The 19,573-nt window shown below is 58.4% G+C and carries 25 protein-coding genes; 11 read left to right on the top strand and 14 right to left on the bottom strand.

Annotated features, from left to right (window positions below; genetic code table 11):
• Window positions 1–65: 65 nt before the first annotated feature.
• The 3 genes from NBT82_RS19845 to NBT82_RS19835 form a co-directional block, all read right to left on the bottom strand.
• Window positions 66–446 (bottom strand): hypothetical protein, encoded by a 381-nt coding sequence (locus NBT82_RS19845; RefSeq protein WP_251331538.1) that lies wholly within the window; start codon window positions 444–446, stop codon window positions 66–68.
• 94 nt (window positions 447–540) lie between these two features.
• Entirely contained in the window at window positions 541–729 is a 189-nt protein-coding gene (locus tag NBT82_RS19840) for a DUF8012 family protein (RefSeq protein ID WP_251331537.1), read from the bottom strand.
• A 136-nt stretch (window positions 730–865) separates the two neighbouring features.
• A complete protein-coding gene (locus NBT82_RS19835) occupies window positions 866–1,747 on the bottom strand; it encodes a biosurfactant protein 1 (protein ID WP_251331536.1) in 882 nt (293 codons plus the stop codon).
• 235 nt (window positions 1,748–1,982) lie between these two features.
• Here NBT82_RS19835 and NBT82_RS19830 point away from each other — a divergent pair, with 235 nt between their 5' ends.
• The 3 genes from NBT82_RS19830 to NBT82_RS19820 all read left to right on the top strand — a co-directional run bounded on the left by NBT82_RS19830 (window position 1,983) and on the right by NBT82_RS19820 (window position 3,824).
• A complete protein-coding gene (locus NBT82_RS19830; protein WP_251331535.1) occupies window positions 1,983–2,213 on the top strand; it encodes a hypothetical protein in 231 nt (76 codons plus the stop codon).
• A gap of 193 nt (window positions 2,214–2,406) precedes the next feature.
• Window positions 2,407–3,069 (top strand): SatD family protein, encoded by a 663-nt coding sequence (locus NBT82_RS19825; protein WP_251331534.1) that lies wholly within the window; start codon window positions 2,407–2,409, stop codon window positions 3,067–3,069.
• Window positions 3,066–3,824 (top strand): DUF3307 domain-containing protein, encoded by a 759-nt coding sequence (locus NBT82_RS19820; protein ID WP_251331533.1) that lies wholly within the window; start codon window positions 3,066–3,068, stop codon window positions 3,822–3,824. Before NBT82_RS19825 ends, NBT82_RS19820 begins: the two co-directional genes overlap by 4 nt.
• On the opposite strand, the gene NBT82_RS20095 is transcribed toward NBT82_RS19820, so the two are convergent.
• From NBT82_RS20095 to NBT82_RS19810, 3 genes are all read right to left on the bottom strand, one after another.
• Window positions 3,814–3,948, bottom strand: coding sequence for a hypothetical protein (locus tag NBT82_RS20095; RefSeq protein ID WP_256476709.1), 135 nt, complete (start codon window positions 3,946–3,948; stop codon window positions 3,814–3,816). The genes NBT82_RS19820 and NBT82_RS20095 overlap by 11 nt on opposite strands.
• A gap of 12 nt (window positions 3,949–3,960) precedes the next feature.
• On the bottom strand, window positions 3,961–4,473 hold the full coding sequence (locus NBT82_RS19815; protein WP_251331532.1) for a winged helix-turn-helix domain-containing protein: 513 nt from the start codon (window positions 4,471–4,473) through the stop codon (window positions 3,961–3,963).
• A 75-nt stretch (window positions 4,474–4,548) separates the two neighbouring features.
• Window positions 4,549–5,475 carry a transcription initiation factor IIB gene (locus NBT82_RS19810; RefSeq protein WP_251331531.1) on the bottom strand — a complete coding sequence of 309 codons (927 nt, stop codon included), beginning with the start codon at window positions 5,473–5,475 and terminating at the stop codon, window positions 4,549–4,551.
• Between the two features lie 195 nt (window positions 5,476–5,670).
• Between NBT82_RS19810 and NBT82_RS19805 the strand changes: the two genes are divergently transcribed.
• On the top strand, window positions 5,671–6,120 hold the full coding sequence (locus NBT82_RS19805; protein ID WP_251331530.1) for a hypothetical protein: 450 nt from the start codon (window positions 5,671–5,673) through the stop codon (window positions 6,118–6,120).
• 124 nt (window positions 6,121–6,244) lie between these two features.
• Here NBT82_RS19805 and NBT82_RS19800 read toward each other — a convergent pair whose 3' ends face one another.
• Window positions 6,245–7,147, bottom strand: coding sequence for a DNA-binding protein (locus NBT82_RS19800; RefSeq protein WP_251331529.1), 903 nt, complete (start codon window positions 7,145–7,147; stop codon window positions 6,245–6,247).
• 305 nt (window positions 7,148–7,452) lie between these two features.
• Window positions 7,453–7,614 (bottom strand): hypothetical protein, encoded by a 162-nt coding sequence (locus NBT82_RS19795; RefSeq protein ID WP_251331528.1) that lies wholly within the window; start codon window positions 7,612–7,614, stop codon window positions 7,453–7,455.
• 60 nt (window positions 7,615–7,674) lie between these two features.
• Here NBT82_RS19795 and NBT82_RS19790 point away from each other — a divergent pair, with 60 nt between their 5' ends.
• Window positions 7,675–8,235 carry a hypothetical protein gene (locus NBT82_RS19790; protein ID WP_251331527.1) on the top strand — a complete coding sequence of 187 codons (561 nt, stop codon included), beginning with the start codon at window positions 7,675–7,677 and terminating at the stop codon, window positions 8,233–8,235.
• Between the two features lie 123 nt (window positions 8,236–8,358).
• Here NBT82_RS19790 and NBT82_RS19785 read toward each other — a convergent pair whose 3' ends face one another.
• Both NBT82_RS19785 and NBT82_RS19780 read right to left on the bottom strand, forming a co-directional pair.
• Window positions 8,359–8,688 carry a DUF8158 family protein gene (locus NBT82_RS19785; protein WP_251331526.1) on the bottom strand — a complete coding sequence of 110 codons (330 nt, stop codon included), beginning with the start codon at window positions 8,686–8,688 and terminating at the stop codon, window positions 8,359–8,361.
• A 2-nt stretch (window positions 8,689–8,690) separates the two neighbouring features.
• Entirely contained in the window at window positions 8,691–9,080 is a 390-nt protein-coding gene (locus tag NBT82_RS19780; RefSeq protein ID WP_251331525.1) for a DUF8105 family protein, read from the bottom strand.
• Between the two features lie 774 nt (window positions 9,081–9,854).
• Between NBT82_RS19780 and NBT82_RS19775 the strand changes: the two genes are divergently transcribed.
• Both NBT82_RS19775 and NBT82_RS19770 read left to right on the top strand, forming a co-directional pair.
• Window positions 9,855–10,169 carry a hypothetical protein gene (locus tag NBT82_RS19775; RefSeq protein ID WP_135806802.1) on the top strand — a complete coding sequence of 105 codons (315 nt, stop codon included), beginning with the start codon at window positions 9,855–9,857 and terminating at the stop codon, window positions 10,167–10,169.
• Window positions 10,170–10,319: 150 nt separating this feature from the next.
• A complete protein-coding gene (locus NBT82_RS19770; protein WP_251331524.1) occupies window positions 10,320–11,288 on the top strand; it encodes a hypothetical protein in 969 nt (322 codons plus the stop codon).
• A gap of 304 nt (window positions 11,289–11,592) precedes the next feature.
• On the opposite strand, the gene NBT82_RS19765 is transcribed toward NBT82_RS19770, so the two are convergent.
• From NBT82_RS19765 to NBT82_RS19750, 4 genes are all read right to left on the bottom strand, one after another.
• Window positions 11,593–12,051, bottom strand: a complete 459-nt coding sequence (locus NBT82_RS19765; RefSeq protein WP_251331523.1) for a hypothetical protein — start codon at window positions 12,049–12,051, stop codon at window positions 11,593–11,595.
• Between the two features lie 65 nt (window positions 12,052–12,116).
• Entirely contained in the window at window positions 12,117–13,094 is a 978-nt protein-coding gene (locus tag NBT82_RS19760; protein WP_251331522.1) for a phage NrS-1 polymerase family protein, read from the bottom strand.
• Window positions 13,095–13,467: 373 nt separating this feature from the next.
• Window positions 13,468–14,712, bottom strand: a complete 1,245-nt coding sequence (locus NBT82_RS19755) for an RNA-guided endonuclease InsQ/TnpB family protein (protein ID WP_251331521.1) — start codon at window positions 14,710–14,712, stop codon at window positions 13,468–13,470.
• Window positions 14,713–14,979: 267 nt separating this feature from the next.
• Window positions 14,980–15,312: a winged helix-turn-helix domain-containing protein gene (locus NBT82_RS19750; protein WP_251331520.1), complete on the bottom strand. Its 333-nt coding sequence runs from the start codon at window positions 15,310–15,312 to the stop codon at window positions 14,980–14,982.
• A 381-nt stretch (window positions 15,313–15,693) separates the two neighbouring features.
• Here NBT82_RS19750 and NBT82_RS19745 point away from each other — a divergent pair, with 381 nt between their 5' ends.
• From NBT82_RS19745 to NBT82_RS19730, 4 genes are all read left to right on the top strand, one after another.
• A complete protein-coding gene (locus NBT82_RS19745; protein ID WP_251331519.1) occupies window positions 15,694–15,969 on the top strand; it encodes a hypothetical protein in 276 nt (91 codons plus the stop codon).
• Between the two features lie 84 nt (window positions 15,970–16,053).
• Window positions 16,054–16,449: a hypothetical protein gene (locus NBT82_RS19740; protein WP_251331518.1), complete on the top strand. Its 396-nt coding sequence runs from the start codon at window positions 16,054–16,056 to the stop codon at window positions 16,447–16,449.
• A 291-nt stretch (window positions 16,450–16,740) separates the two neighbouring features.
• Window positions 16,741–17,637, top strand: a complete 897-nt coding sequence (locus NBT82_RS19735) for a hypothetical protein (RefSeq protein WP_251331517.1) — start codon at window positions 16,741–16,743, stop codon at window positions 17,635–17,637.
• Window positions 17,634–19,499, top strand: a complete 1,866-nt coding sequence (locus NBT82_RS19730; protein ID WP_251331516.1) for an MBL fold metallo-hydrolase — start codon at window positions 17,634–17,636, stop codon at window positions 19,497–19,499. Before NBT82_RS19735 ends, NBT82_RS19730 begins: the two co-directional genes overlap by 4 nt.
• Window positions 19,500–19,573 lie beyond the last annotated feature (74 nt).

Here is a 19,573-nt window from a genome sequence, read left to right as displayed (position 1 = left end):
AACACTCACCTCACGGGGCGACTGCGACTGGATCGCCCCGCACCCCTTCCGGGGGACGAACAACGCTACTCGTCGATTGGTTCGGGGGAACTGAGGTCCGCGTGGAGGACTTCGCCGTCACGAACGACGTACCGCTTCGCCAGCACTGGGAAGCGACACTTCGTAAACCCCGCTGTTTGGATGTCGAGTTCCTCGTTGCCTTCGAGATGATCGGCGAGTTCTCGCAGGAATTCATAGGTCACGATACCGCCCTCGTAGTCCGGGAGACCGTTCTCCCGCGCTTCGTACACCTCGAAGTCGTCGTGTCCCCAGATAGTGAGCTCTCCGTCCTCGGTGACTTCCCAGTTGAGCGTTCCGAAGCAGTAGCTCTCACAGAGCTCGCGGACTGCCTGTGGATTCGATACGAGTGCGCCAGTCGACGTCGTCGCAGCTTGTAGTGTCGCCATATCTGGACTTCACGGGGTCGCCCCCGCACCCCTGTCGGGGGCGATAAACCGACGCGAGAGGTGCCTCCCGACGAGGTGTGGCCGGCGACTCCAGTTAGGAGTCTGCGTGGGCATCCTCCCCGGCTCCGTCGCCCGGTCGCGTGAGAATGCTCACCTCTTCTAGGAGTTCTCTCGCGGTTTCGACTCGCTCTCGATCCGCGTCGTCCAACCGGTCGACATCGAGCCGGTTGAGATTACTGAGTACACGATGCATCCGGTAGCCTTGTTTGAAATCTTGCTCCATCGGAAGCGCCTCACCGCTCGCCGGCGCGGAAAGACTCCTACGAGACTGGCGCCGGGGTTCGAGGAGGTCACAGCCTTAACCAACAAAGCGCGGGGAAATGCGCAGGCTGTTGGTTAATCGACGCCCAGCGCTGGCGCTACTCGAGACTGGGCCCGTAGCGAGCTGTGACACATACCTGACACTCCCAGATCGGTTGGCCCGTCCACGACTCATCAGGAATCGACTCGTAGGTATTGAACCGGTGGTCGGTCGCCCGCCCACAGTTCTGACAGTCGAGCTGCTCCGTCGTCGGTACCGACGACACCTGGCTGTCAGTTTCATCCTCCCGAGCGGATTCGGTCAACACCATCGCTGGAACCAGCCACACCGCGTCGGCGGCGTCGTCGAGTACCTCAGTGAGCCGTGACGCGTTGCGGATTCCGTCCCCACGCTGGTCGTAGAGCCGCGTCGGGGCCTGCTCTTGGCGCTCCGACGCTCCCTGCCCGTGCCACTCTGTCCGGTCACAGGCGGCACTGAGAAGCCGCTCTCCCTCCTCTGATGACACCTGTACAGCGTCGGGGAGTGAGGGCCATTGTTCGGCCAGCTGGCGCGCCGGCGCCTCGTCGAGGTCGTAGATAAGCGTATAGTCGTCGACGGCCGGCTCCGCCTCGTTGGCGGAGAGGAGGTTCGCTGCCGCGCCGCCCTTCGCGACGGCGCCGTAGAACGTGGTCGACTCGACGACTAGGTAGATGATGCCGAGGAACGTCGTCGACGCTGTCTCGTCCGTGCTGGTGGCGTCACTCCCGAGATGGTTGGTGAGACAGAACCGGCATTTCGTCTGGCCGTCCGGGATTGGCGCCCCACAGGACCTGCACTCGCCGTCGGTGGCCGTCGGCGTGTCGGGGGTGCCACCCATGGTCGTCGCGACGCGTTGTCGCCGGGGCTCACCTTCACACTCGTCGTTGAACTTCGGGTCCGAAATATGGGACGCTTCTCCAGTTGGACGCAGCTCCTCGAGATCGAGATATCGATCACTCATCGGTTGGTGTGGTTTGTCCCGAATTCGTATTTCAACTTCCGGGCCAGTAGTCCGCTCCGTCTCCCGTTTGAGCATGGGCCATGAACTAAGCCATGCAAACATCTTATTTCATGAGCAAGTAGATGGGAGTAGCAACTGGGGCCCCTATGAGCAGTAACGACACCAAGCACGTTCAAACTGAACTGACCGAGGACGAATACGAACGCTTCCGGGAGTTCGCAAGCACGGTCTCTCGTTGAAAGAAGCCGGCCACGAGGCGCTTATCGAGTGGATCGAACGCCAGCAGCACGCCGATCCGAACGGCCCGGCGTTCACCGTTCTCGACGACTTCGAGGACGAGCCCCTTCCAGCCTCGGCGGCGACAGACGCTCGCGAAGAGGCCGATCTCGTCGACGAGTGGCACGGTAGCGACGAATCGTTCAGGCTCGTCGATGATCCGTCCACTCAGCCTGACACAGATGGCTGACCCAGTTGACACACTGATCGGGACGGTCGCAGCCGAGCATTTCCGCCCTACCCCCCGGTCATTTTTGTTCGCCATTATCGGCGAACTCAAAATTAGTTCGCCCCTATAGCCGAACACATTCCCAACCACAACACTCATCTGAGTTCGGTGGAAAAACCGAACCAACGCCTGGTTCGGTAATAGAGGCGAACAAATGACCAAGAATCAAGCCAACGCCGTGTTCGTGGCCGTCATCGGGGACATCCGGGGGTCTCGGGAGCTCGCGGATCGGAGCGAAGCACAGCGGAAGTTCAAGAAGGTAGTCAACTCCCTGAACGACGAGCTCCCGGACAGTTCCATCGCCTCCCAGTTCACCGTCACGACGGGCGACGAGTTCCAGGTGCTCCTGACAGACGCGACCGATGCCGTCGAAGCGGTAGTCTCGGTAAGCGACCGGTTCCACCCGGCTCGACTCCGGTTCGGCATCGGACTCGGGGCGCTGGATACGCAGCTGAACCCAAACCAGGCGATCGGGATGGATGGCCCGTGTTTCCACCGGGCACGAGAGGCGATCGAAGCGGCCGAGGACGCGGGAGCGTGGGTCCGCGTCGATGGCTGGTCGAGCGAGCTGGTGGCGCACGTCAACGCGATGTTCGACCTGGTCCAGTGTGTCCGAGAGGATTGGACGGATCGGCAGGCCCAGTTCGCGCAAGCCCTCAAGGAGGAAGGCGCTCAGAAATGCGTCGTTGAGCGCTTCGACGTCTCGAAATCCACGGTGAGTGAATCTCTGAGTGCGGGGCACGTCCAGGAGGTACGGAACGCCGAGACCTCCCTCGGGGAGCGGCTCCAGACGGCGTTCGAGGAGGAGCGAGCATGAGCGCGTGGTTGACAAGCCTTGGGCCAGCGGGTACCGCACTGGCGCTGCTCGTGCTGGGCCACGTCCTCGGTGACTTCGTGTTCCAGACCGACGCGCTGGCGATGGCCAAACACCGCCTCCGGCCGTTACTCACACACTGGGGCATCGTCTGTCTCGTCCACGTGGCCGTATTCGCACCGCTGTTGACCGTCCAGTCAGTGGTGGTCGTCGCGATGATCGGGTTGCTTCATCTCCCCATCGACGCCGTCTCGGCGCAGCTCCGCGAGCGCAGAGGTGGGTCAGCACTTCTGTTTCTCGGTGACCAACTGGCCCATCTTCTGGTCATCCTCGCTGGGTGGGCGTTGCTTGCCCCCGGTGTCTGGCGCCTCACACCGCTGCTGACCGGGATTCGTGGCGTGACGCATCTCCCCTGGGCGGCGGTGACCACGGGAGCGGTGTACCTCGCAGCGTTCGTGTTCGCCCACGAGGGAGGGAACGCCATCGTCCGTGGCGTGCTCCCGGCCGAGGATCCGATCCCCGACTCGGATGACGACCTGGAGGCGGGGTCGCTCATCGGGAGCCTCGAACGGTGGATCATCCTCTTCCTCGGCGTGGCTGGGCTGTGGGGCGCGGTCGGGCTCGTCGTGGCCGCGAAGTCGATCGCTCGCTTCGAGGAACTCAAGGAACAGGCGTTCGCGGAGTACTTCCTCGTCGGGACCCTCACCAGTGTGCTCGTCGCCATCGCGCTCGTCGGGCTGGTGTCGGTCATCGTTTGATCTGCAGTTCCGTGGGCGCGAGGACATCATCGTACGCCGTTTCGTCGACGAGCGAGTCGAGTTCGAGCCAGCAGTCACGAATTCGCTGGAGCCGGAAGATAGATTGGGCCGAACTCGCCAGCACGGTCGTCGCAGTTCATACGGCGAGCTGGTGGCTGGCCTCGTCGTAGGCGAGTGCGGCTTGTGCGACGGCGAGATTCTGCCGCGTCGTGCGCCACGCGGTGAGGTCGTCCCACCCCTCCGTTTCGTCGGCGTCGAGTTGCTGGGCAAGTTCCTCCGGTGACACCGCGTCGTAGCGGTCCTCGTAGCGCCGAATCTCGGCCTTCATCTCCTGAATGCTGTCAAGTAACTCCGACCGATCGACTTCCTCACGGAGTTCACGGATCCGGGACATCAACACCCGATCACTGTTGCGCTTGTACAGCGTTGTTTGGCCGTCCTGTTCCGTCTCGGCGAACCCGGTGTTCACGAGCGCCTTGCAGTGGCGACGGGCCGTCGGTTCGCTCACGAGGGCGCGGTCGGCGATCTCGGCTGCCGATTGTCCATCGCGGGTCTGTTCGACGATTTCGTACACCCGCTCGAACGGCGTGGTCTCCGCTTTCCAGTCCGCTTTGACCTGCTCGTTGACGTCGTCCCACGTCTCGGTCATACTGGGTGCTATGCGGCCGAAGAGCAAATAATTTCCTGAGAAAATTATCTGAGGTATTTTTGTAGGCGAGCGTTGTCAGGCGACCTGTTCTTCCAACGTATCCCGGTGTGCCCGGACGGTCGCCTTCGAAGCGTTCGCCACGTTCGCGGCCTCGGATTGCGTCAACCATCGCCCCTCCTCGCGACCGGCCTTGTAGAGGCAGGCCGCGGCGAACCCGGCCGGATGAACGCCCGTCGTGACGCCGCGCTCCTCGGCCTGTTCCACCAGGGTTCGGGCCCGCTGTCGGATCTCGTCCGGACATTCGAGGTCAGAGGCGAGGCGGGGCACGAACATGCTGGGGGAGATAGGCTCAGCGGGGAGGCCCAGCTCTTCGTTCAGCGTTTTGTACGCGTTCGTGACCCGTGACTCCGCCACGCGGGCCATCTCGCTGACGTCGTCCACTAACCGCGAGAGGCCGTTGCACCGGCAGGCCCCGTACACGCTGGCCGCGGCGATCGCCTCGATGGATCTGCCACGAAGCAGATCCTCGTTCTGGGCGCTCCGGAAGAGCTGACACGCTTGGTCGCGAACCGAATCGGAGAGTTCGAGCGCACTCGCCAACCGACGTATCTCGCCCAGTCCGTGTGCGAGGTTCCGTTCCGCTTTCGACCGCCAGCGACCGCGGGTCTGCTCACGGCGCATCCGCGCGAGTCGCCGTCGCTTCTGCCCAGAGATCTCGTTCCCCTTCGCGTCGGTGCCGCGACCGATCTCCGTCGACAGGCCGCGATCGTGGCGGGCCGCAGTAAGTGGGGCGCCCGTTCGTTCGCACTCCTCGTCGTCGAACGCTCGCCACTCTGGCCCGTGGTCGATCCGCTGCTCGTCGATGACGAGGCCACACTCCTCGCAGACCGTTTCGACCGCGTTCGTGGTGACCCGGCCGTCGCACTCGGGACACTGGTTCGCACTCGATTCCGTTCGGACGTCTTCGTCGAATCCGCTCTCGTAGATGTCTCTAGTTGCCATCGTTCTCACCGTGTTTCGGGAACTCGCCAGTACAGCGAGCCCCTCACCCATTGAGGGGGAAATAAACTCTACGCGGGGCTGAAGGGTCTATACCGGGCGCAGAAGAGATCTCTCAACACCAGACACCGTTTACAACAAGCAATCTGCTACTCAAGATTATGCTACTTTATTGTTTCAGGGTATTGAGATAGCTCTATGGAGCGGGTCGACTGGAGAGCATTCGAAGACCGGGTAAAACGCTACTTTGAGCAGTATTTCGAGCGCAACTTCATCCGGGAGAAGGAATGGCGAGTCGGTCAAGAACAAGTCCATAAGTTCGATTCGGTATCAGAAGACGGTGATATCGTCATTGAATGCAAGAGTTATACGTGGGTGAATGGAGAAGATATTCCTCCAGCCAAGGTCTCCACTCTGAACGAGACTCTCCTGTTTCTGAGTCGGGTTGAAGCAGAACAGAAAATGATAGTGATACAGGACGATTTCAGAGACAGCGACGGCAAAAGTCTCGCCGAATACTACGTCGATCACTACGGAGGCCTGATGGACGATGTCGAAGTGTGGAGCTACATTCTACAAGGCTCCATCGAGGACGACGAAGTTGATCGAATAAGAGAACCCGGAGAGGTATACTACGAAGAGCTCTAACTATAGACCAAGCCATACGAGGTTGTGGCTGCGCGCGCAGCGAAGCGAGCACGGAGCGGAGGGTGGGGCGTCGGGGTCAGGGTCGGTCCGGCGTACAGCAAAAAAAGAACGGCGTCGCGCTCGCCTATGCTTCCCACCACCGACCGCGCTCTGGGAAGTGGATTGTCGTCCACCCAGTCACGGCTAGGGAGACACGCCCCTCGTACCAGTTCCGGGCCGCCTTGTGAAGTCGAATCCGCTCCCCCTCCTCGATCCACGGCGCGTCCGATGCCTCCCAGATCGTCACGCGCGTCTTCCCACTGTCGTCCGCGATGAGCCCCACCTGGGCGATACTCGGATGCGAGGGATCCCACAACGTCTCGACTCGCCCTTCGACGCTCACCTCCTTGCGGTCGACATCTTCGAGTTTCTCGATTGGAACGACCCGCCCAGGCGCCGTCTGCAACGCCTCGAACGTCCCGACGACTGCCGCCATCAGGCTCTTTCCACTAGCTACTGCTTCGCCCAGTCGACGCCCGATAGTTGCTCGCGACCACCCGTCCAACTGCGCCGCCAACCGCTTTGCGTGTTTGTTCACCGCCGCCAACTGGTCCTGATCGAGGCCCGCTCGGGGATCCGCCCGCTCCGGGTCCGCCATCATCGGATTCGCACTCGCTGCCTGTTTCTGGAACTGTTCATGCTGATTCGCACTTCGCTTCGCGGCCATCGCTCGCGTCCGCTTCGCGCGTCCCTCCTGCATCCCCAGCTCGGCCTGGGCACTGATGCGCTCCAGTTCGGCTTCTCGCGCCCGAATGCGCTCCTCCTGTTCGAGGGTGACACCGTGAATCCGGTCCTTGCTCGTGTCCGCGATCCCATCCGGGTGGTTCGCATCCACCTTCGCCTGCGTCTCCTGCTCGACCGCTGCCTCGAACTCCGGTGTCTCGTCGACGACCGGGAAGCCGTCCTCATCGACCGCCTGACCGCCCGCTTTCTCGAATGCCTGTTCATCGACCGAAACGACCTTTCCGCTAGCGTTGTTACTAGACATTGGAATCTCACCAGATTCCGAAGGCGCTCACGCGCCGACTCCGCGATGCTCCAACATCGCGGTTTTCAGACGACAACGACCGACAGAACCATCTGCGCGCTCTCGCTCGCGCCTTCGCGAGCGCCCTATGGGCGCGAGCGAGAGCGCGCCTGCATGAGGTGGCCCCAACCAGCACCGCGCGCCGACCCGCCCGGAGCGAGCGACCAGCGGAGAAAGCGTGGGGGGTGAGCAGCTACGCCGCGCAGCCCCCCGCGCTTTCCCGCTGGCGTCGAGGGCACATTCACTTTAGCCCGGCAGTCCGCCCGCTACTGCAGGCAGACCGCCCGGAATGGTCGGTAGCGAGCGACGCGGAGGGCGGCAGCGGCGAGCGGCGCGAGCCGTTCGAGACACACCGGACAGGCGAGATCGTCGATGAGGAACCAGGCCAGGGCGAGGCCGCCTCGGTCGTCCCCCGACCCCGCAAGCACCGCAGGGACGAGGCGCCCAGGGGCGGTCGCGGGGCGTCGAGCGGCCGAGGGCTTTCGACGATGATGCTTTACAATTGCGGGCTGGCTATCGGCACCCGAATGTCTGGCCTGTATGATGCGATTATGTCGTGGGCTGCGGACAGTGAGTACATCGATCCCGAACACGTCTGGCCGCTCGGGATTGGTACCATCGTCGTCCTCGTTGCGCTCGTCGATGTCCGGCCCCTGGACCAACTTCTGGCGTCGCTTGACGGATTCACGCAGCTACGACAGTTGCTGGTGATGGCACTGAAGGGGGTTGCCGCCGGGATGATTACACACTTCGCCTACAGTACGAGCGACATCTCGTTCCGGAGTCGGCAGACACTCCAGAGCAAGGAACGGGCGCTCCTGATTATTTTCGGCGTCGGTGTCGGCGCTGGCCTCTTGATTGACGTCGTCATTCCCCAGCTGGTGGAGCCCTTCCCGTTCGTCGTTGTCCAGACGACCGGCCTCCTGCTCGTAGTCGGTATGTGGTACCTGCATCTGCTGATCGAGAATTGGAAACTGTCGAACGAGTGGCCCCACGTACTGAGTGGGCTGCTCATCGCCTTCGGGCCCTATGCCCCATACCTGCTGTAGAACGAAGACAGGGGATATCGCGGTAGATGGCCGTATTCGGGGCTATAGGAATTATTACAGGCTTCGCTAACAACCAACGCCACTATCAGAAGGATACCCCGGACGCTGCGGCAGGAATCAATCTCAATCGTCCTCTCTCACGTTCAGCTCTGCAAGGAATTGGCCGGCCGCCGTCCCGATTCGGACGCCGTCGACGTTGTCGACGTCGAGGTCCGCCGTCGCAGTTCGAAACGGATACTCCTCAACGAGAATCCGATGGAGAATAGTCCGGACAGCCTCCGAGCCATATCTGTCGACAACAGTCGCCATCACTTCGTCTAGGTGGGCGTCTTGGTGGTCCGCTCGTGGGTGCTCTGCTCGCTCGAGGATGAGGTCGACGACGTCATCAACCGATGGATGCTCGGGGTTCCCGGTGCGCTCACGAACGTCATAGAGGGGCTCAGCGTCGGCCATCACTACTCCTCCGTCACGTTCTCGTTCGTGTCTTCCGCCGCTGGCCCCAGTCGTCGCCGTCGACGAACCTCCGCGAGCGTGTCCTCCAGCGTCCCGAGAGCCTCGATGGCTTCGAGTTCCTCGGTGATCGCCTCTAGAAGACGGGCACGCTCGATTGCGTCTGCATCGCCGGCAGTCGTCTCGATTGCCTCAACGCGGAGCTGGCGCTCCTCTTGCCACCCACAGTCCCAGCACGTCCGGACGACGTCGAGACGCTCGTCTTCAGCAGCATCGAGAACCGCGTCGGACAGTGACGTCGACGGCGGTCGGTCCGGCCCGACCTCGAGCGTGACCGGGCCACCGCACGCAGGACAGTCCATATCCGACAGGATGCGCGCCGCGGTCATCAACATCGGGGCCCCACGAGACAGACTCACAAATGGTGTTGTCGAGGACCCGATCCCGATACCCGAGCAAGTCGTTGGGACGACAATTACCTCGGTGAATCAGTATACGAGACTGTTCTCTCAAACTGATACATCTTGGAAGTCAGGACTCCACAGATGGCCCCTCGGCCGGAGAGAGCCGGCGGCCTTCGCACATTGCATATCGCCCCTTTCTTTGGACGAAACCCGCGATATGCAAGGCGGAATAACGCACTCAAATCGCAGAAGAACCCCGTCGGGCCGATTTGAGCCGATAGAAAATACCTCGACGAGCTGCCGCCTCACCACTATTTCGCTAAAATTGCTCGACCACGGGGTAAACGGGGCAAATTCGGGGAGTACCGATGAGAAACACGACTGGCCCTGTGACATGAACGCCTCGCTGGATGGCCACGTGCCCCCTGGAGATGGCGAAAGAAACCCCCGATTCCGGCGAATTCGGGACTCTGAACCCACTCAAAATTGCCCGACGAGGTTTCGGTACAAGCTCGACAGTACGACAGCTATCCTCTCGATATCCTGAGAGGTCGGCCTGTTCACAGCCTGTACTCGACAGTGGACACGTTCGGAGTATTAACCAACAATCCGAATCAAAACCAGAGCCTGTTGGTTAATAATCCACCCCCTCCACTGTTTCCGGAGCTTTGTCCGGGCGTGATGTGCGGTGAAGTGGCCCTTCGATCTGCCTGATACACTCAGCCCACCAATAATCCTTAGGGGCGGCGCGTGCTATCGAAGCACATGTTCGATCTCTTCGGCGACGACGGCCACGACGACCGTGTGGAGGCCCAAGCAGATCTGTTCAACACACTCGGTTATTCAGATGTGCGGGCGGATCACACATCGGACTATCCTGACCCCGAGCAACGAAACGGACGAGTACCCGATGTAACAGCTGATAGCCCGTTTGGCCGTGATCCTGTCGTGGAGATAGATAGCGGTACGACGACCTCCAAACGCGATCAACGCCAACTAGATGATCTTGAGTCTGGGATTGGTCCAGATGAGCGCTTGGTCCAAATCGACGATGATGATCAACTGTTCGGCGGTTGGTAGGCCGTTCTAAATACGCATAAGAGCGTCAAACGGGCGGACTTTCTTAGAAGCTATCGACCGGGAGAGCAGCTCAGTTTCTCTGGGTGAATGCCGCAAGATGAGTTTCAAGACGACAGCACAATTAGATGAGTGTAACCGAGGGCACAACGAATGGATCACGCACCGCCAGAAGCTCGAAGGCGAGCTGACGACGTCCTCGAGGACTGGTCCCCGCCGGCGCTCGATATTCTCTGGGCGATCGCACAGTGGTACAACGGCGCCGTGCTGGAGCGAGACAACCAGCGCTATCACATCGGGTGGCACCGTCCGCCGGACCTTCAGACGCTCCTCGGCTGTTCCGACGCGGAGTGGGAGCAACGATACGAAGCTGTATTCACCGACCTCCAGGCCCCCGCGATGTCGCCGACGCTCGTCGACGACCGGCACAGCGGCCAGAGCGAGGAGTCACAGCCGTGGCTCACAGAGCAGTACATCCTCCGACGCAAGGTTCGGTGGACACCGACCCAGACTGCCCGAACCGCGATGGACACGCTCTTCACCGGCCTATTCGACGCCGACGACCTCCCACGGCACCAGCTCGAGGCCAACACTGGGCTCGTCGGTGATTGGGACGAATCGCTTCTCCACCGCACCGGCGTCGCCGTCGTCTCCGCAATCTGGCGCCAGCAGGGCCGCTCCGTCGAGCTGTATCCCGGTGAACAGGGGCAGGCTCAGCCGGACATCCGGAGTACAGCACTCGACGGGGCCACCTGGGAAGCCGAGGTGCTGACTGACCACCACGACCGGGCTATGCCTCGCTCGAAGTTCGCGACCTTCGCCGAACAGCCGGAGCGACAGCACCTCTGGATCTTCGAGAATCGACGGACAGCCTTCGAGACGCTAAATCGCCTCCACGAGGCTGCTGACGTCGACTGCCAGATCGCGAACGCACCGTTCGACACGCCGGAGAACTACAGCATCCAGGTCGGCAACCGCTACCTCGATCAGAGCCACACCGACGCCGACTACCACTGTCCCGGCATCGACCGGATCGACACGATCACCGGCTGGTACGGCCGCCACTACGACGACGCCGCTCGCACCCACCTCGCGACATCGACATCCACCACCCACTCCTGATACCTCTCACCTCCCGAACATACCTCACCTAGACATCTCTCTCGCAGAATAACCAACCCTCACTACCCCCTAATAATCGCGGAGATTTACAGAGGTGAGAGCCACCGGTTTGAGAGTGTTTCAGTACCCAGAACCTGCAGAATAGTCCTGAAACACCTGTGTAAATGCCCACTCTCAGATCGGGACTAATTTACGGAGGTTCAAATCCGGAGTGGTAAAAATACTAGAATATACCCTGACGGATCGCACAAATTGCTGCGTTGGATCTATGGCTCAAACGTATATTCAACCGTATCATAGGTATTCAAGTCAAGCCCATACTCACTGAAATCGACTGACGGGTAAGACTCTTCCAGAGAGACGAAATGTCTTCCTTGAACTCTTCTGGGCTGCGATCATACTTCGCTTGGACAGTCTCCTCAGAGGCTTCTATGTTACATCCATGGAGGAATCGCTCTTTGTCGGTTAGATCGATTTTTGCTTGGATCGGACAGTTAGTACCTGTAATCTTGCAATGCCAACTATCGATAGGAACTTCAACTCGTCCGAATTGGCAGGTCACCCAGTCACCACCGCTGGCGAACTCATCCACGTAATGTATCCCCGTGTCTGCTATGTACTGTTCAATCGTGTTCTCGATTTCTTCATCCAATAGTTCGGCATCGTCGATATCAAGAACTAATTGAGGCCCAGCTCGCTCGAGCCAATGTGTTTTGACCTCGCTATGTGTGTGCTCAACGAGGATCTCACCGCTGAATTTCATACTCAGTCACTCAAGGCCGCGACGTACAATCTTACCGGCTTTTTGAATCGGGATCCGGAGAGCTCTCAAAGCCTACCAGGTTCTGACTGGGGATCGTGGTAATCGTCGACAAGCTCGAGTGCCTGTTCGATAGTTCGCTCGTCGTACAGCGTATCCTCTGAAACAAGACGCACCCACCTGGCCCGATGCCGATCCGATTGTCGAACCAGCTGTTCCATCTGTTCGCCATCACCACCAGTCCAATACGCAAGCTGGCTGCAGAACGCGACGTCAGCCTCTGTTTGACTCGCATACCCTACACTACTGCCAGTCCATAACCGCCGGAAGACGTCACCAGCGGGTCCGTACTGTGCCCGTTCGATGACTGTAGTGTCACTCAAATCAACGTCGACACCGGGCTCTGATGGCAGTCCACCGAATTCCTGGATATCAACGGCAGACAGCGTGGCCGCGGCTTCGGATGGGTCAGCAGCTCCTTTCCACGCCTTGTAGACACCCCGGAGTTCCGTCGTTCGCTCGGTGATCGTTGCCGGCGTCGACGACAGCCACTCGCCCGTGATTGGGATATAGAACTCCGCATCACAGATATCGATCGCCCCGAAGGTCCAGCTCGGTGGCCGTCCCGCAACGAGAATCCGAATACTCTGGCCGTCGGACGTAACTTCAGTGTAGGAATCAAGCGTCTCGATCACCGTCTGGGCCCAGTCATCGAGGTCACCAGTCTCAGGGTCACGACAAGCGGTGAGTTCGACAGCAGTGAATGGATCATCGCGTGTGGGATAGAAGGCGAGTCCGTCGACATCCAAGTCGGACGCTGTCGCCGTGGCGTATGCATCCTCGAAACCGCTCCACGTAGTCTCATCATCGAAGGTTGCGCGCTCGCCGGTCGCCGGATCGATCGGTGTGAGTGAAATCCCGTCTACCGAGTCGTCAGTATCAGCTGCCCGCCAACAGACCCACTGCTCGCGCTTGCGAAGCGCTTCGGGAACGGTCTCCCAGCCGGGGATGCGTTCACCGGGCATCGGCGCGACCTCTATGACCAAGATGTCTCGTCTTGTCCGAACTGGGCCACAGTCCTGTAGAGCGTCGATACTTGGAGGGCGACATTAGTGAGTGACAGGACCGTATGGAACTTGTACTCTCTGGGGGGCGGAGAAGTCCCACACTCGATCATAATCGAGATAACACCGTCTAATAGCGGAGCGAATTCCGATTGTGAAATCCGGATTTAGTGTCTTATTTGTACAGTATCGCCGGAACCAGGGGGAAATCGGAACTAGGAAAACTGCTCAAGAACGGAGTGAATCGGTTATATAAGAGAGACTACCGTAATAAACAGTGTCCGGACTCACGCCGAAGAACTGTCACTCGTAGTAATCGAGAATCCACCACACTACACAGTAAGCTAACCCACGGCTAAAGCCGTGAGTTTTCAGCGTAGACTCCCGTTCTGGCCGAATCCTCGGCAGGAGGCTCGTATTCTCCGTTCACGTTCAGCGTCCCGCTGTTCAAGCGCACGCCTACGGGTGCGCCTCCGCCGTCTCCGGTTTGGTTCCGGCGGAGATACCGCAAGCCGATGTTTTTGGCGGCGTTGTAGTCGGCGTGGTTCTCGTAGCTACACTTCAGGCACTCGAAGTCCTCGCTGTCCCGGTTGTCGGGGTGAGTGAACCCACACTCAGAGCAACGCCGCGATGTGTTCTCTGGGTCTACCTGAGTTACGTCGATACCGTATTCTGCGGCATTATATTCGACGTATTCGTAGAGACGGTCGAATGCCCACTTGTGGCCCCACGACGCGCCGGTTCGTTCACGAATGTCGGTCAGCTCCTCGAACCCGATCACCGAACATCCGTGTTTGCGGGCCTCAGAAACTAGATCGTTGCTGATTCGATGGAGCGTCTGTTTGAACCGACCTTCTTCTTTGCGACCGACAGACTGGATGTTTTTGTGAGCCCACCGTGTCCCGTGTTCCTGCAAGTCACCACGCCGTTTCTCGTACTCTCTGCGCCAGTGGTCGAACTCGTCGCCCACCCAGAACATCCCCGTCGAAGTGACAGCAAGATTGTCCACGCCGAGGTCAACACCGAGAACCGTTCCGTTCTCAGCGGTCACCTGTACCGACGTGTCAGACTCCACGTCCGTCTTGCAGTGGATGTGAAGCATCCAGCTGCCGTCTCGGTAGTGCAGTTCCGCACCCGTCGTTTCGTACTCGTCTGAAAAGAGATATTCCGAGTGCGGTGTGTCACGATCCTCGTCGGGAAGCACGTAGTCGGCTTCGATGCGATCGTCCGTGGTAGCGAGGGTCACATACTCCTCGTGGAAAGTGGCAGTGCGGTGGTCGTAGACGAGGTGGGAGCTAGTGAAGTGTGGCATCGACGCCTTCTTGCCCTGCTTCCATTTCTCGACAACGCTTTTGCAGGCTTCAGCAGCCTTGTTGCGAGCGGCCTGGACGTGGTTGCTGTGGAGATTGGTTTCGCCGCGCACGTCCTCGTATGTCTCGTCGTGGAGCGTGGTCTTGCTGGTGGTGACGTATTCGCCTTCGAAAGCGTGGCGTGTCACGTAATTAGCAGCCCACAGGAACTCGTCTATGGTGTCTTGAAGAAGCGCAGCGTCAGCACTGTCCGCGTCGAGCTTCACTGGGACAGTGCGCCGCTTCTCCATACATCATACGTAGGCTCGGTAGGTCAAGATCATTGGGGAATCAGCTCTGTCGTAGTCGGTGATTTGGTTCACAGAGTGTACGCTTTCTTCAACCCCTGAAGGGGTGGGTTTCCGCGCTGTTACTATTACGAAGACAGCAAAAGCGCGCCGGGAGAACGAACCGTTATCGAACTGAATCACCCAGTTCTACGGGGTGGTCGTTAGGACCGAAGAGAAGAGCTCTCACTGTGTGGGAGAAACACTCCGCTGAGCTACTCGTCCGACCATTCACTCACTGGCAACGGAATCGATCAGCGTCCACTCAAGCTTGTGCAGCTGTTCAGCGACAGCGCTGTCCTTGTTGATCTGGTAAAGCGGGCTCCCACTGATTTTCCGCGTCTGTTCTACAACCTCCAGCGCCTGAAGATCCTCAATATGGTCGTACACGGTGCTGCGACTCATCCCAGCCTGCTCGGCGATCTGACTGACGTTGATGTCACGGCCTTCGCTCAGGAGGACAGCAAGGATCTTCACTTTCGGATGATTTCCGAGGAGCTCCGTTAGCGCGGTCTGTTCTGCGAACGATCCGCCCCCGGATTGTACGTCTGGGTTGGTCGCCATGGGTGTGGATATGGATGCGGATAGACACACCATCACCCCCGGACATCGAGTTGATACAGGTGGTGGGTTTAGCGGTGGCCGGTGGGATTACCGGTGTGAATCTATCCGAGCTTGGGTGTTGTTTGATCTGAGCTCACGAATACTGGTGTAACAGTATTCGTGAGTCGGGCTCTGTCTACACAGTACTGTAGTGTACTGGATGGTATAAGTGTTTCGGAAAATAGCCAGATGTTGGAGTATAGAAATACAAAACCGTCTGTTTGAAACATCAGAAGTGGATATCAGATACTCATCTCTGTTTGCCGAAGATAGAAGAGTGTTGTTTCAGCAAAACACATATGTGCGTGCGCGTTCTAGATAAAGTACTGAGTTGATACAGGTATGAGCGACTGGAAAACTGTTCATCTGACCGTGGTAGCGAAGATGGTACGGGTGCCTGTGGTGGGGTCTCACCACAAGCAGAAAGACACCATCAAGGGATGGTGCGGGGGTTTCGACGGCGACGTCGTCGACGGCGCGATCGACGATCTCGTCACCGATCCGACTGCGCCGCTTCAGGAGAAAGGGCGGGGGACGATTCAACTGACGAGCGTCGCTGACGCCAAGCAGTTCCTCGAACAGCACGACGATGACGATGAGTTCACGTGGTTCACCTGATACGGTGATAAGATCGAGCTTACGGAGATGCAACTGACTAGTCAGCGTGGCTACTATGCAGATGCAGATTCTACATCTACCCTGATGACTGAAGAGAGAACCCGAGTCGATTTCAACGCCCCGAAGCCCCTCATCGAACGTGCTGATAGCGTCGGTGAAATCCTCGGGATCTCTCGGACTCGCCTTCTGATTGACGCTCTGGAGGACAAACTCGCCGCCCTCGCCGACGACGAGGAGTTCCGCCAGCGCCTGAACAGGGCCTATTACGACGGTCGTGTCGACGGCGACACCGTCGAAGCAATTCTCGGTCGTGAAGAAGCGATGCGGCTGAAACTCCTTCGAGAGTCGATCGACCAGACTCTAATTATCCCCCAGATCGAGGGCGATCTCCCGAGTGACGATACTTTCTACGATGGAGGGGTTTCCGAATGGAAGGACTCGAGTTCGCCTAATGCATCGGATGGCGAGTCACACTCCTAACGACATCAAAGCCCACCGTTGACCCCAGTAGCATCGAGGAGAGCGTCACCAAAATCTTCACCATACAATAGTGACATCCGTACAAGCAGTTTAGCTACTATTGAAATACTATAGGAATTCCTAAATGTGAGCAAATAGGTATTCATATAGAATAAGCAAGGGCTGTTCTAGGGGAAGACCCTCAGCGAGCCATCAAGAACTCGGAGAATCCCGGTGAGCTACCCTAAATCGTGTGACCACTTTCACCTTGCTATGCGGACATTTAGTTTATCTCGGACCCTTGACCGATTTATGAGCGACAGTGGAGCCGAGACAGGTTCTGTAGAAACAAGCAGCCGGGGGGCAGTTATTTTGGATGAGTCAGATCCACGAACGGTGATAGAACGCTTACCAAATACCGTCTTCCCGGTCATGATTCGATTTGCTCTCCAGAAATCGACGAGTGGTGACCGGGCACACGAGTCGCTAAGGACACCAGATTACCCTGTAGACGTGCGAATTCCACAGGGAGCATACATCCCGCAATCTACAGTCTATTTCGATAATCCTGCAGAGCGGCCGCCACGAAATGCAGCGGCCTGGCGGCCACGCGAATTCGTTGATTCGCTCTCTGAGCTGTTAGATGAAATCGAGGACTCACCACATGTCGATCCAGATCGGTTACAATTCACCGACCTTTGTGTGGCCGAGATAGCACCCCGGTATACTACCAGCGACCCACAAACAGGTGACACCGTCGCCACACCAGAATTGTACGGCGACCAGGGGGACATCACCCTCGGGTATTTCCGTCGTGAGGGGAGTCTCTCTGCAACCGAAGTTCGGGATTCCCTCGATACTGCAATGCCTGGTGAAACGCGATCTCCCCCACAGCTCATCCAGATCACTGAAGCAACGGCTAAACCGGCTCGGTCAAGTCGAGAGACACAGCAACCAGCGGGACGACACAAATACTTCACAGAGGGTGAAGCTGAGCGGGTAGACAAACTTGATGCAACTCCTGCCGCCTGGATGCTGGACCAAGTTGCTGCGGCATCTGAGAGTCACCGGCCGCTTGATCCGGTACTCTCCGAAATTGAACGATTTTTCCCACAGCTCGCAGAGACTGATCTCCTCGAGTTCATTCAGCTACAGGGACGCACTGAGACGAGTGAGCGATTTTACGCAAACGAAGTACTGTCACGATGAGTGAAGCAGTTCAAGAATCTGATGACGAGGGGTCGCAAAATGAATACATCCCACGAGTCGGTGGGGGGATTGATCTCGATATTTCGGTTGACAGCGAATCCCCGTTCGTGGTTATCCCTCGTGGGGGAGCAAAGGAGATCGGCCGGAGTTGCTATCAGGTTGAGACGCGTAATGGAACGTATCTCGTCGACGTCGGACTGAATCAAGGTGACGGGGGATTATTCCCTGATCTAAGGGGACTCGATGAGGGACAGATAGACGCGGTTTTTCTCACCCATGCTCATATCGACCACGTCGGCTCGCTCCCCCTGTTGGAGAGTCACGACTTCCTCTCTGATCAGGCACCAGTGATTACAACGAGGCCAACAGCTGCGCTTGCAGACACATTACTCCGAGATTCACTGAAGCTTCACCGACGAGCGACGCAAAAACCAGGGAGAGAACAACAATACTCGGAAACCGATCTGAGGAAAGTCATCGACCGATTCCGTCCCTGCGGATACCAGGCGGCAGACCTCAGTGATCACGTCGCACATATTGAGGATACCGAAACGCTCCATTTCGAATTTGGAAATGCGGCCCACCTACTGGGTAGTGCCTGGTTAGCACTAACAGTAGACGGCTCACGGGTAGTCTTCTCGGGAGATGTTGGCGGCCGGTCGAATCATCTTCCCGAAATCGATGAGCCTCCGCAGGCAGACGCCCTCTTTCTTGAATCGACATACGGAGACACCCATTCGCACACCAGTGCCACTGACACCCGAACGGACATCTACAACGAGGCTGTCGACGCAGCTACCGATGGGAAGCCAGTCCTCATCCCCTGCTTCGGGGTCGGGCGATCCCAAGAGTTGCTCTATATGTTCAAAAACCGGATTCACACGCTTCCGGAAGAGGACCGAAAGCAGCTCAACGTAGTCTACGATGGGATGGCGCAAAGCGCTACAGACACGTATAACGAGCACTGTAGAGCCGAGTTCGCAGCCGAATCGATCCGGAATTACATAGTGAATTCGGGTGACCAACAACCGTTCCTCTTCGATCAGGCGTCGGCTGCTAGACGAATGCCGATGTCTCGCGAGGAATTGCTCGAAGCTGATGAGACACCGATCATTATTGCTCCATCTGGAATGCTCTCGGGTGGATTTTCACCGACCTACTTACTCGAATTCTGCCAGCGATACGATGATGCACGCGTAATTCTCTGTGGATATCAAGCCGAGGGGACACCTGGTCGTCAATTGGAGGATGCTATAGAGGAAGATCTCGAGAGAGTTGGTGTCACTCTTCCCTCGAACGGACTTAACGGAGGGATACCAGATGAGGGCGATGGAACCCGTGTGAAGGTACCTGTAAGCTGGATAAGTCGATATCATGGGCTCTCAGCCCACGCAGCCCGAAACACGTTGCTTCAATTCGCTCGCCAAGTTTCACCGTCCCAGGTGTACCTTATTCACGGTGAACAGGAGCAGCAGGAGAAGATGGCGCAGCACCTGGTAGATAATCTAGACTCAGTTTCCGAGATCCAGCTGACAGGAATGATGCATCCGGTATCCGTGACACCGGACCTTCCCGAAGAAGAGATCGTTGGTGACAGGCCTGCAAAACGGATACTAGACGAGCGTGGTGCTGACATCGAGGTTGGTGATAATGCCCAATTCGGGTCAGACGCAATCCACGGGACGTTATCTGAATTCAGCGATCAGATCGAAGCTCTTGAATTAGCACTGCGCACGTTGAGTGGTCAGCTCGCCGTTGAACGACATGATAGTGGATTTTCGGAGGAGGACATCCGCCAAATTGTCCGCGATGAGATGGACGAGATCGTCCGTGAAGCAGTTGAAGAGAACCAATCCAACTGACCGAGTCAGAGCGTCTCCATAGGCGGAGACACCAGTCCGGATCATAGGACACACTCTATGGTGTCTACCTCGCT

The organism is Haloplanus sp. HW8-1, assembly GCF_023703795.1.
GTDB classification, from domain to species: domain Archaea; phylum Halobacteriota; class Halobacteria; order Halobacteriales; family Haloferacaceae; genus Haloplanus; species Haloplanus pelagicus.
The sequence above is the reverse complement of the archived record's forward strand: the minus strand, read 5'-3'. Positions and strand labels throughout refer to the sequence as shown.

Excerpts from the sequence above, each read along its gene's own strand:
- NBT82_RS19845 (WP_251331538.1), bottom strand. The coding sequence starts at position 446 with ATGGCGACACTACAAGCTGCGACGACGTCGACTGGCGCACTCGTATCG.
- NBT82_RS19840 (WP_251331537.1), bottom strand. The coding sequence starts at position 729 with ATGGAGCAAGATTTCAAACAAGGCTACCGGATGCATCGTGTACTCAGT.
- NBT82_RS19835 (WP_251331536.1), bottom strand. The coding sequence starts at position 1,747 with ATGAGTGATCGATATCTCGATCTCGAGGAGCTGCGTCCAACTGGAGAA.
- NBT82_RS19825 (WP_251331534.1), top strand. The coding sequence starts at position 2,407 with ATGACCAAGAATCAAGCCAACGCCGTGTTCGTGGCCGTCATCGGGGAC.
- NBT82_RS19820 (WP_251331533.1), top strand. The coding sequence starts at position 3,066 with ATGAGCGCGTGGTTGACAAGCCTTGGGCCAGCGGGTACCGCACTGGCG.
- NBT82_RS19815 (WP_251331532.1), bottom strand. The coding sequence starts at position 4,473 with ATGACCGAGACGTGGGACGACGTCAACGAGCAGGTCAAAGCGGACTGG.
- NBT82_RS19810 (WP_251331531.1), bottom strand. The coding sequence starts at position 5,475 with ATGGCAACTAGAGACATCTACGAGAGCGGATTCGACGAAGACGTCCGA.
- NBT82_RS19805 (WP_251331530.1), top strand. The coding sequence starts at position 5,671 with ATGGAGCGGGTCGACTGGAGAGCATTCGAAGACCGGGTAAAACGCTAC.
- NBT82_RS19800 (WP_251331529.1), bottom strand. The coding sequence starts at position 7,147 with ATGTCTAGTAACAACGCTAGCGGAAAGGTCGTTTCGGTCGATGAACAG.
- NBT82_RS19790 (WP_251331527.1), top strand. The coding sequence starts at position 7,675 with ATGATGCTTTACAATTGCGGGCTGGCTATCGGCACCCGAATGTCTGGC.
- NBT82_RS19785 (WP_251331526.1), bottom strand. The coding sequence starts at position 8,688 with ATGGCCGACGCTGAGCCCCTCTATGACGTTCGTGAGCGCACCGGGAAC.
- NBT82_RS19780 (WP_251331525.1), bottom strand. The coding sequence starts at position 9,080 with ATGTTGATGACCGCGGCGCGCATCCTGTCGGATATGGACTGTCCTGCG.
- NBT82_RS19775 (WP_135806802.1), top strand. The coding sequence starts at position 9,855 with ATGTTCGATCTCTTCGGCGACGACGGCCACGACGACCGTGTGGAGGCC.
- NBT82_RS19770 (WP_251331524.1), top strand. The coding sequence starts at position 10,320 with ATGGATCACGCACCGCCAGAAGCTCGAAGGCGAGCTGACGACGTCCTC.
- NBT82_RS19765 (WP_251331523.1), bottom strand. The coding sequence starts at position 12,051 with ATGAAATTCAGCGGTGAGATCCTCGTTGAGCACACACATAGCGAGGTC.
- NBT82_RS19755 (WP_251331521.1), bottom strand. The coding sequence starts at position 14,712 with ATGGAGAAGCGGCGCACTGTCCCAGTGAAGCTCGACGCGGACAGTGCT.
- NBT82_RS19750 (WP_251331520.1), bottom strand. The coding sequence starts at position 15,312 with ATGGCGACCAACCCAGACGTACAATCCGGGGGCGGATCGTTCGCAGAA.
- NBT82_RS19745 (WP_251331519.1), top strand. The coding sequence starts at position 15,694 with ATGAGCGACTGGAAAACTGTTCATCTGACCGTGGTAGCGAAGATGGTA.
- NBT82_RS19740 (WP_251331518.1), top strand. The coding sequence starts at position 16,054 with ATGACTGAAGAGAGAACCCGAGTCGATTTCAACGCCCCGAAGCCCCTC.
- NBT82_RS19735 (WP_251331517.1), top strand. The coding sequence starts at position 16,741 with ATGAGCGACAGTGGAGCCGAGACAGGTTCTGTAGAAACAAGCAGCCGG.
- NBT82_RS19730 (WP_251331516.1), top strand. The coding sequence starts at position 17,634 with ATGAGTGAAGCAGTTCAAGAATCTGATGACGAGGGGTCGCAAAATGAA.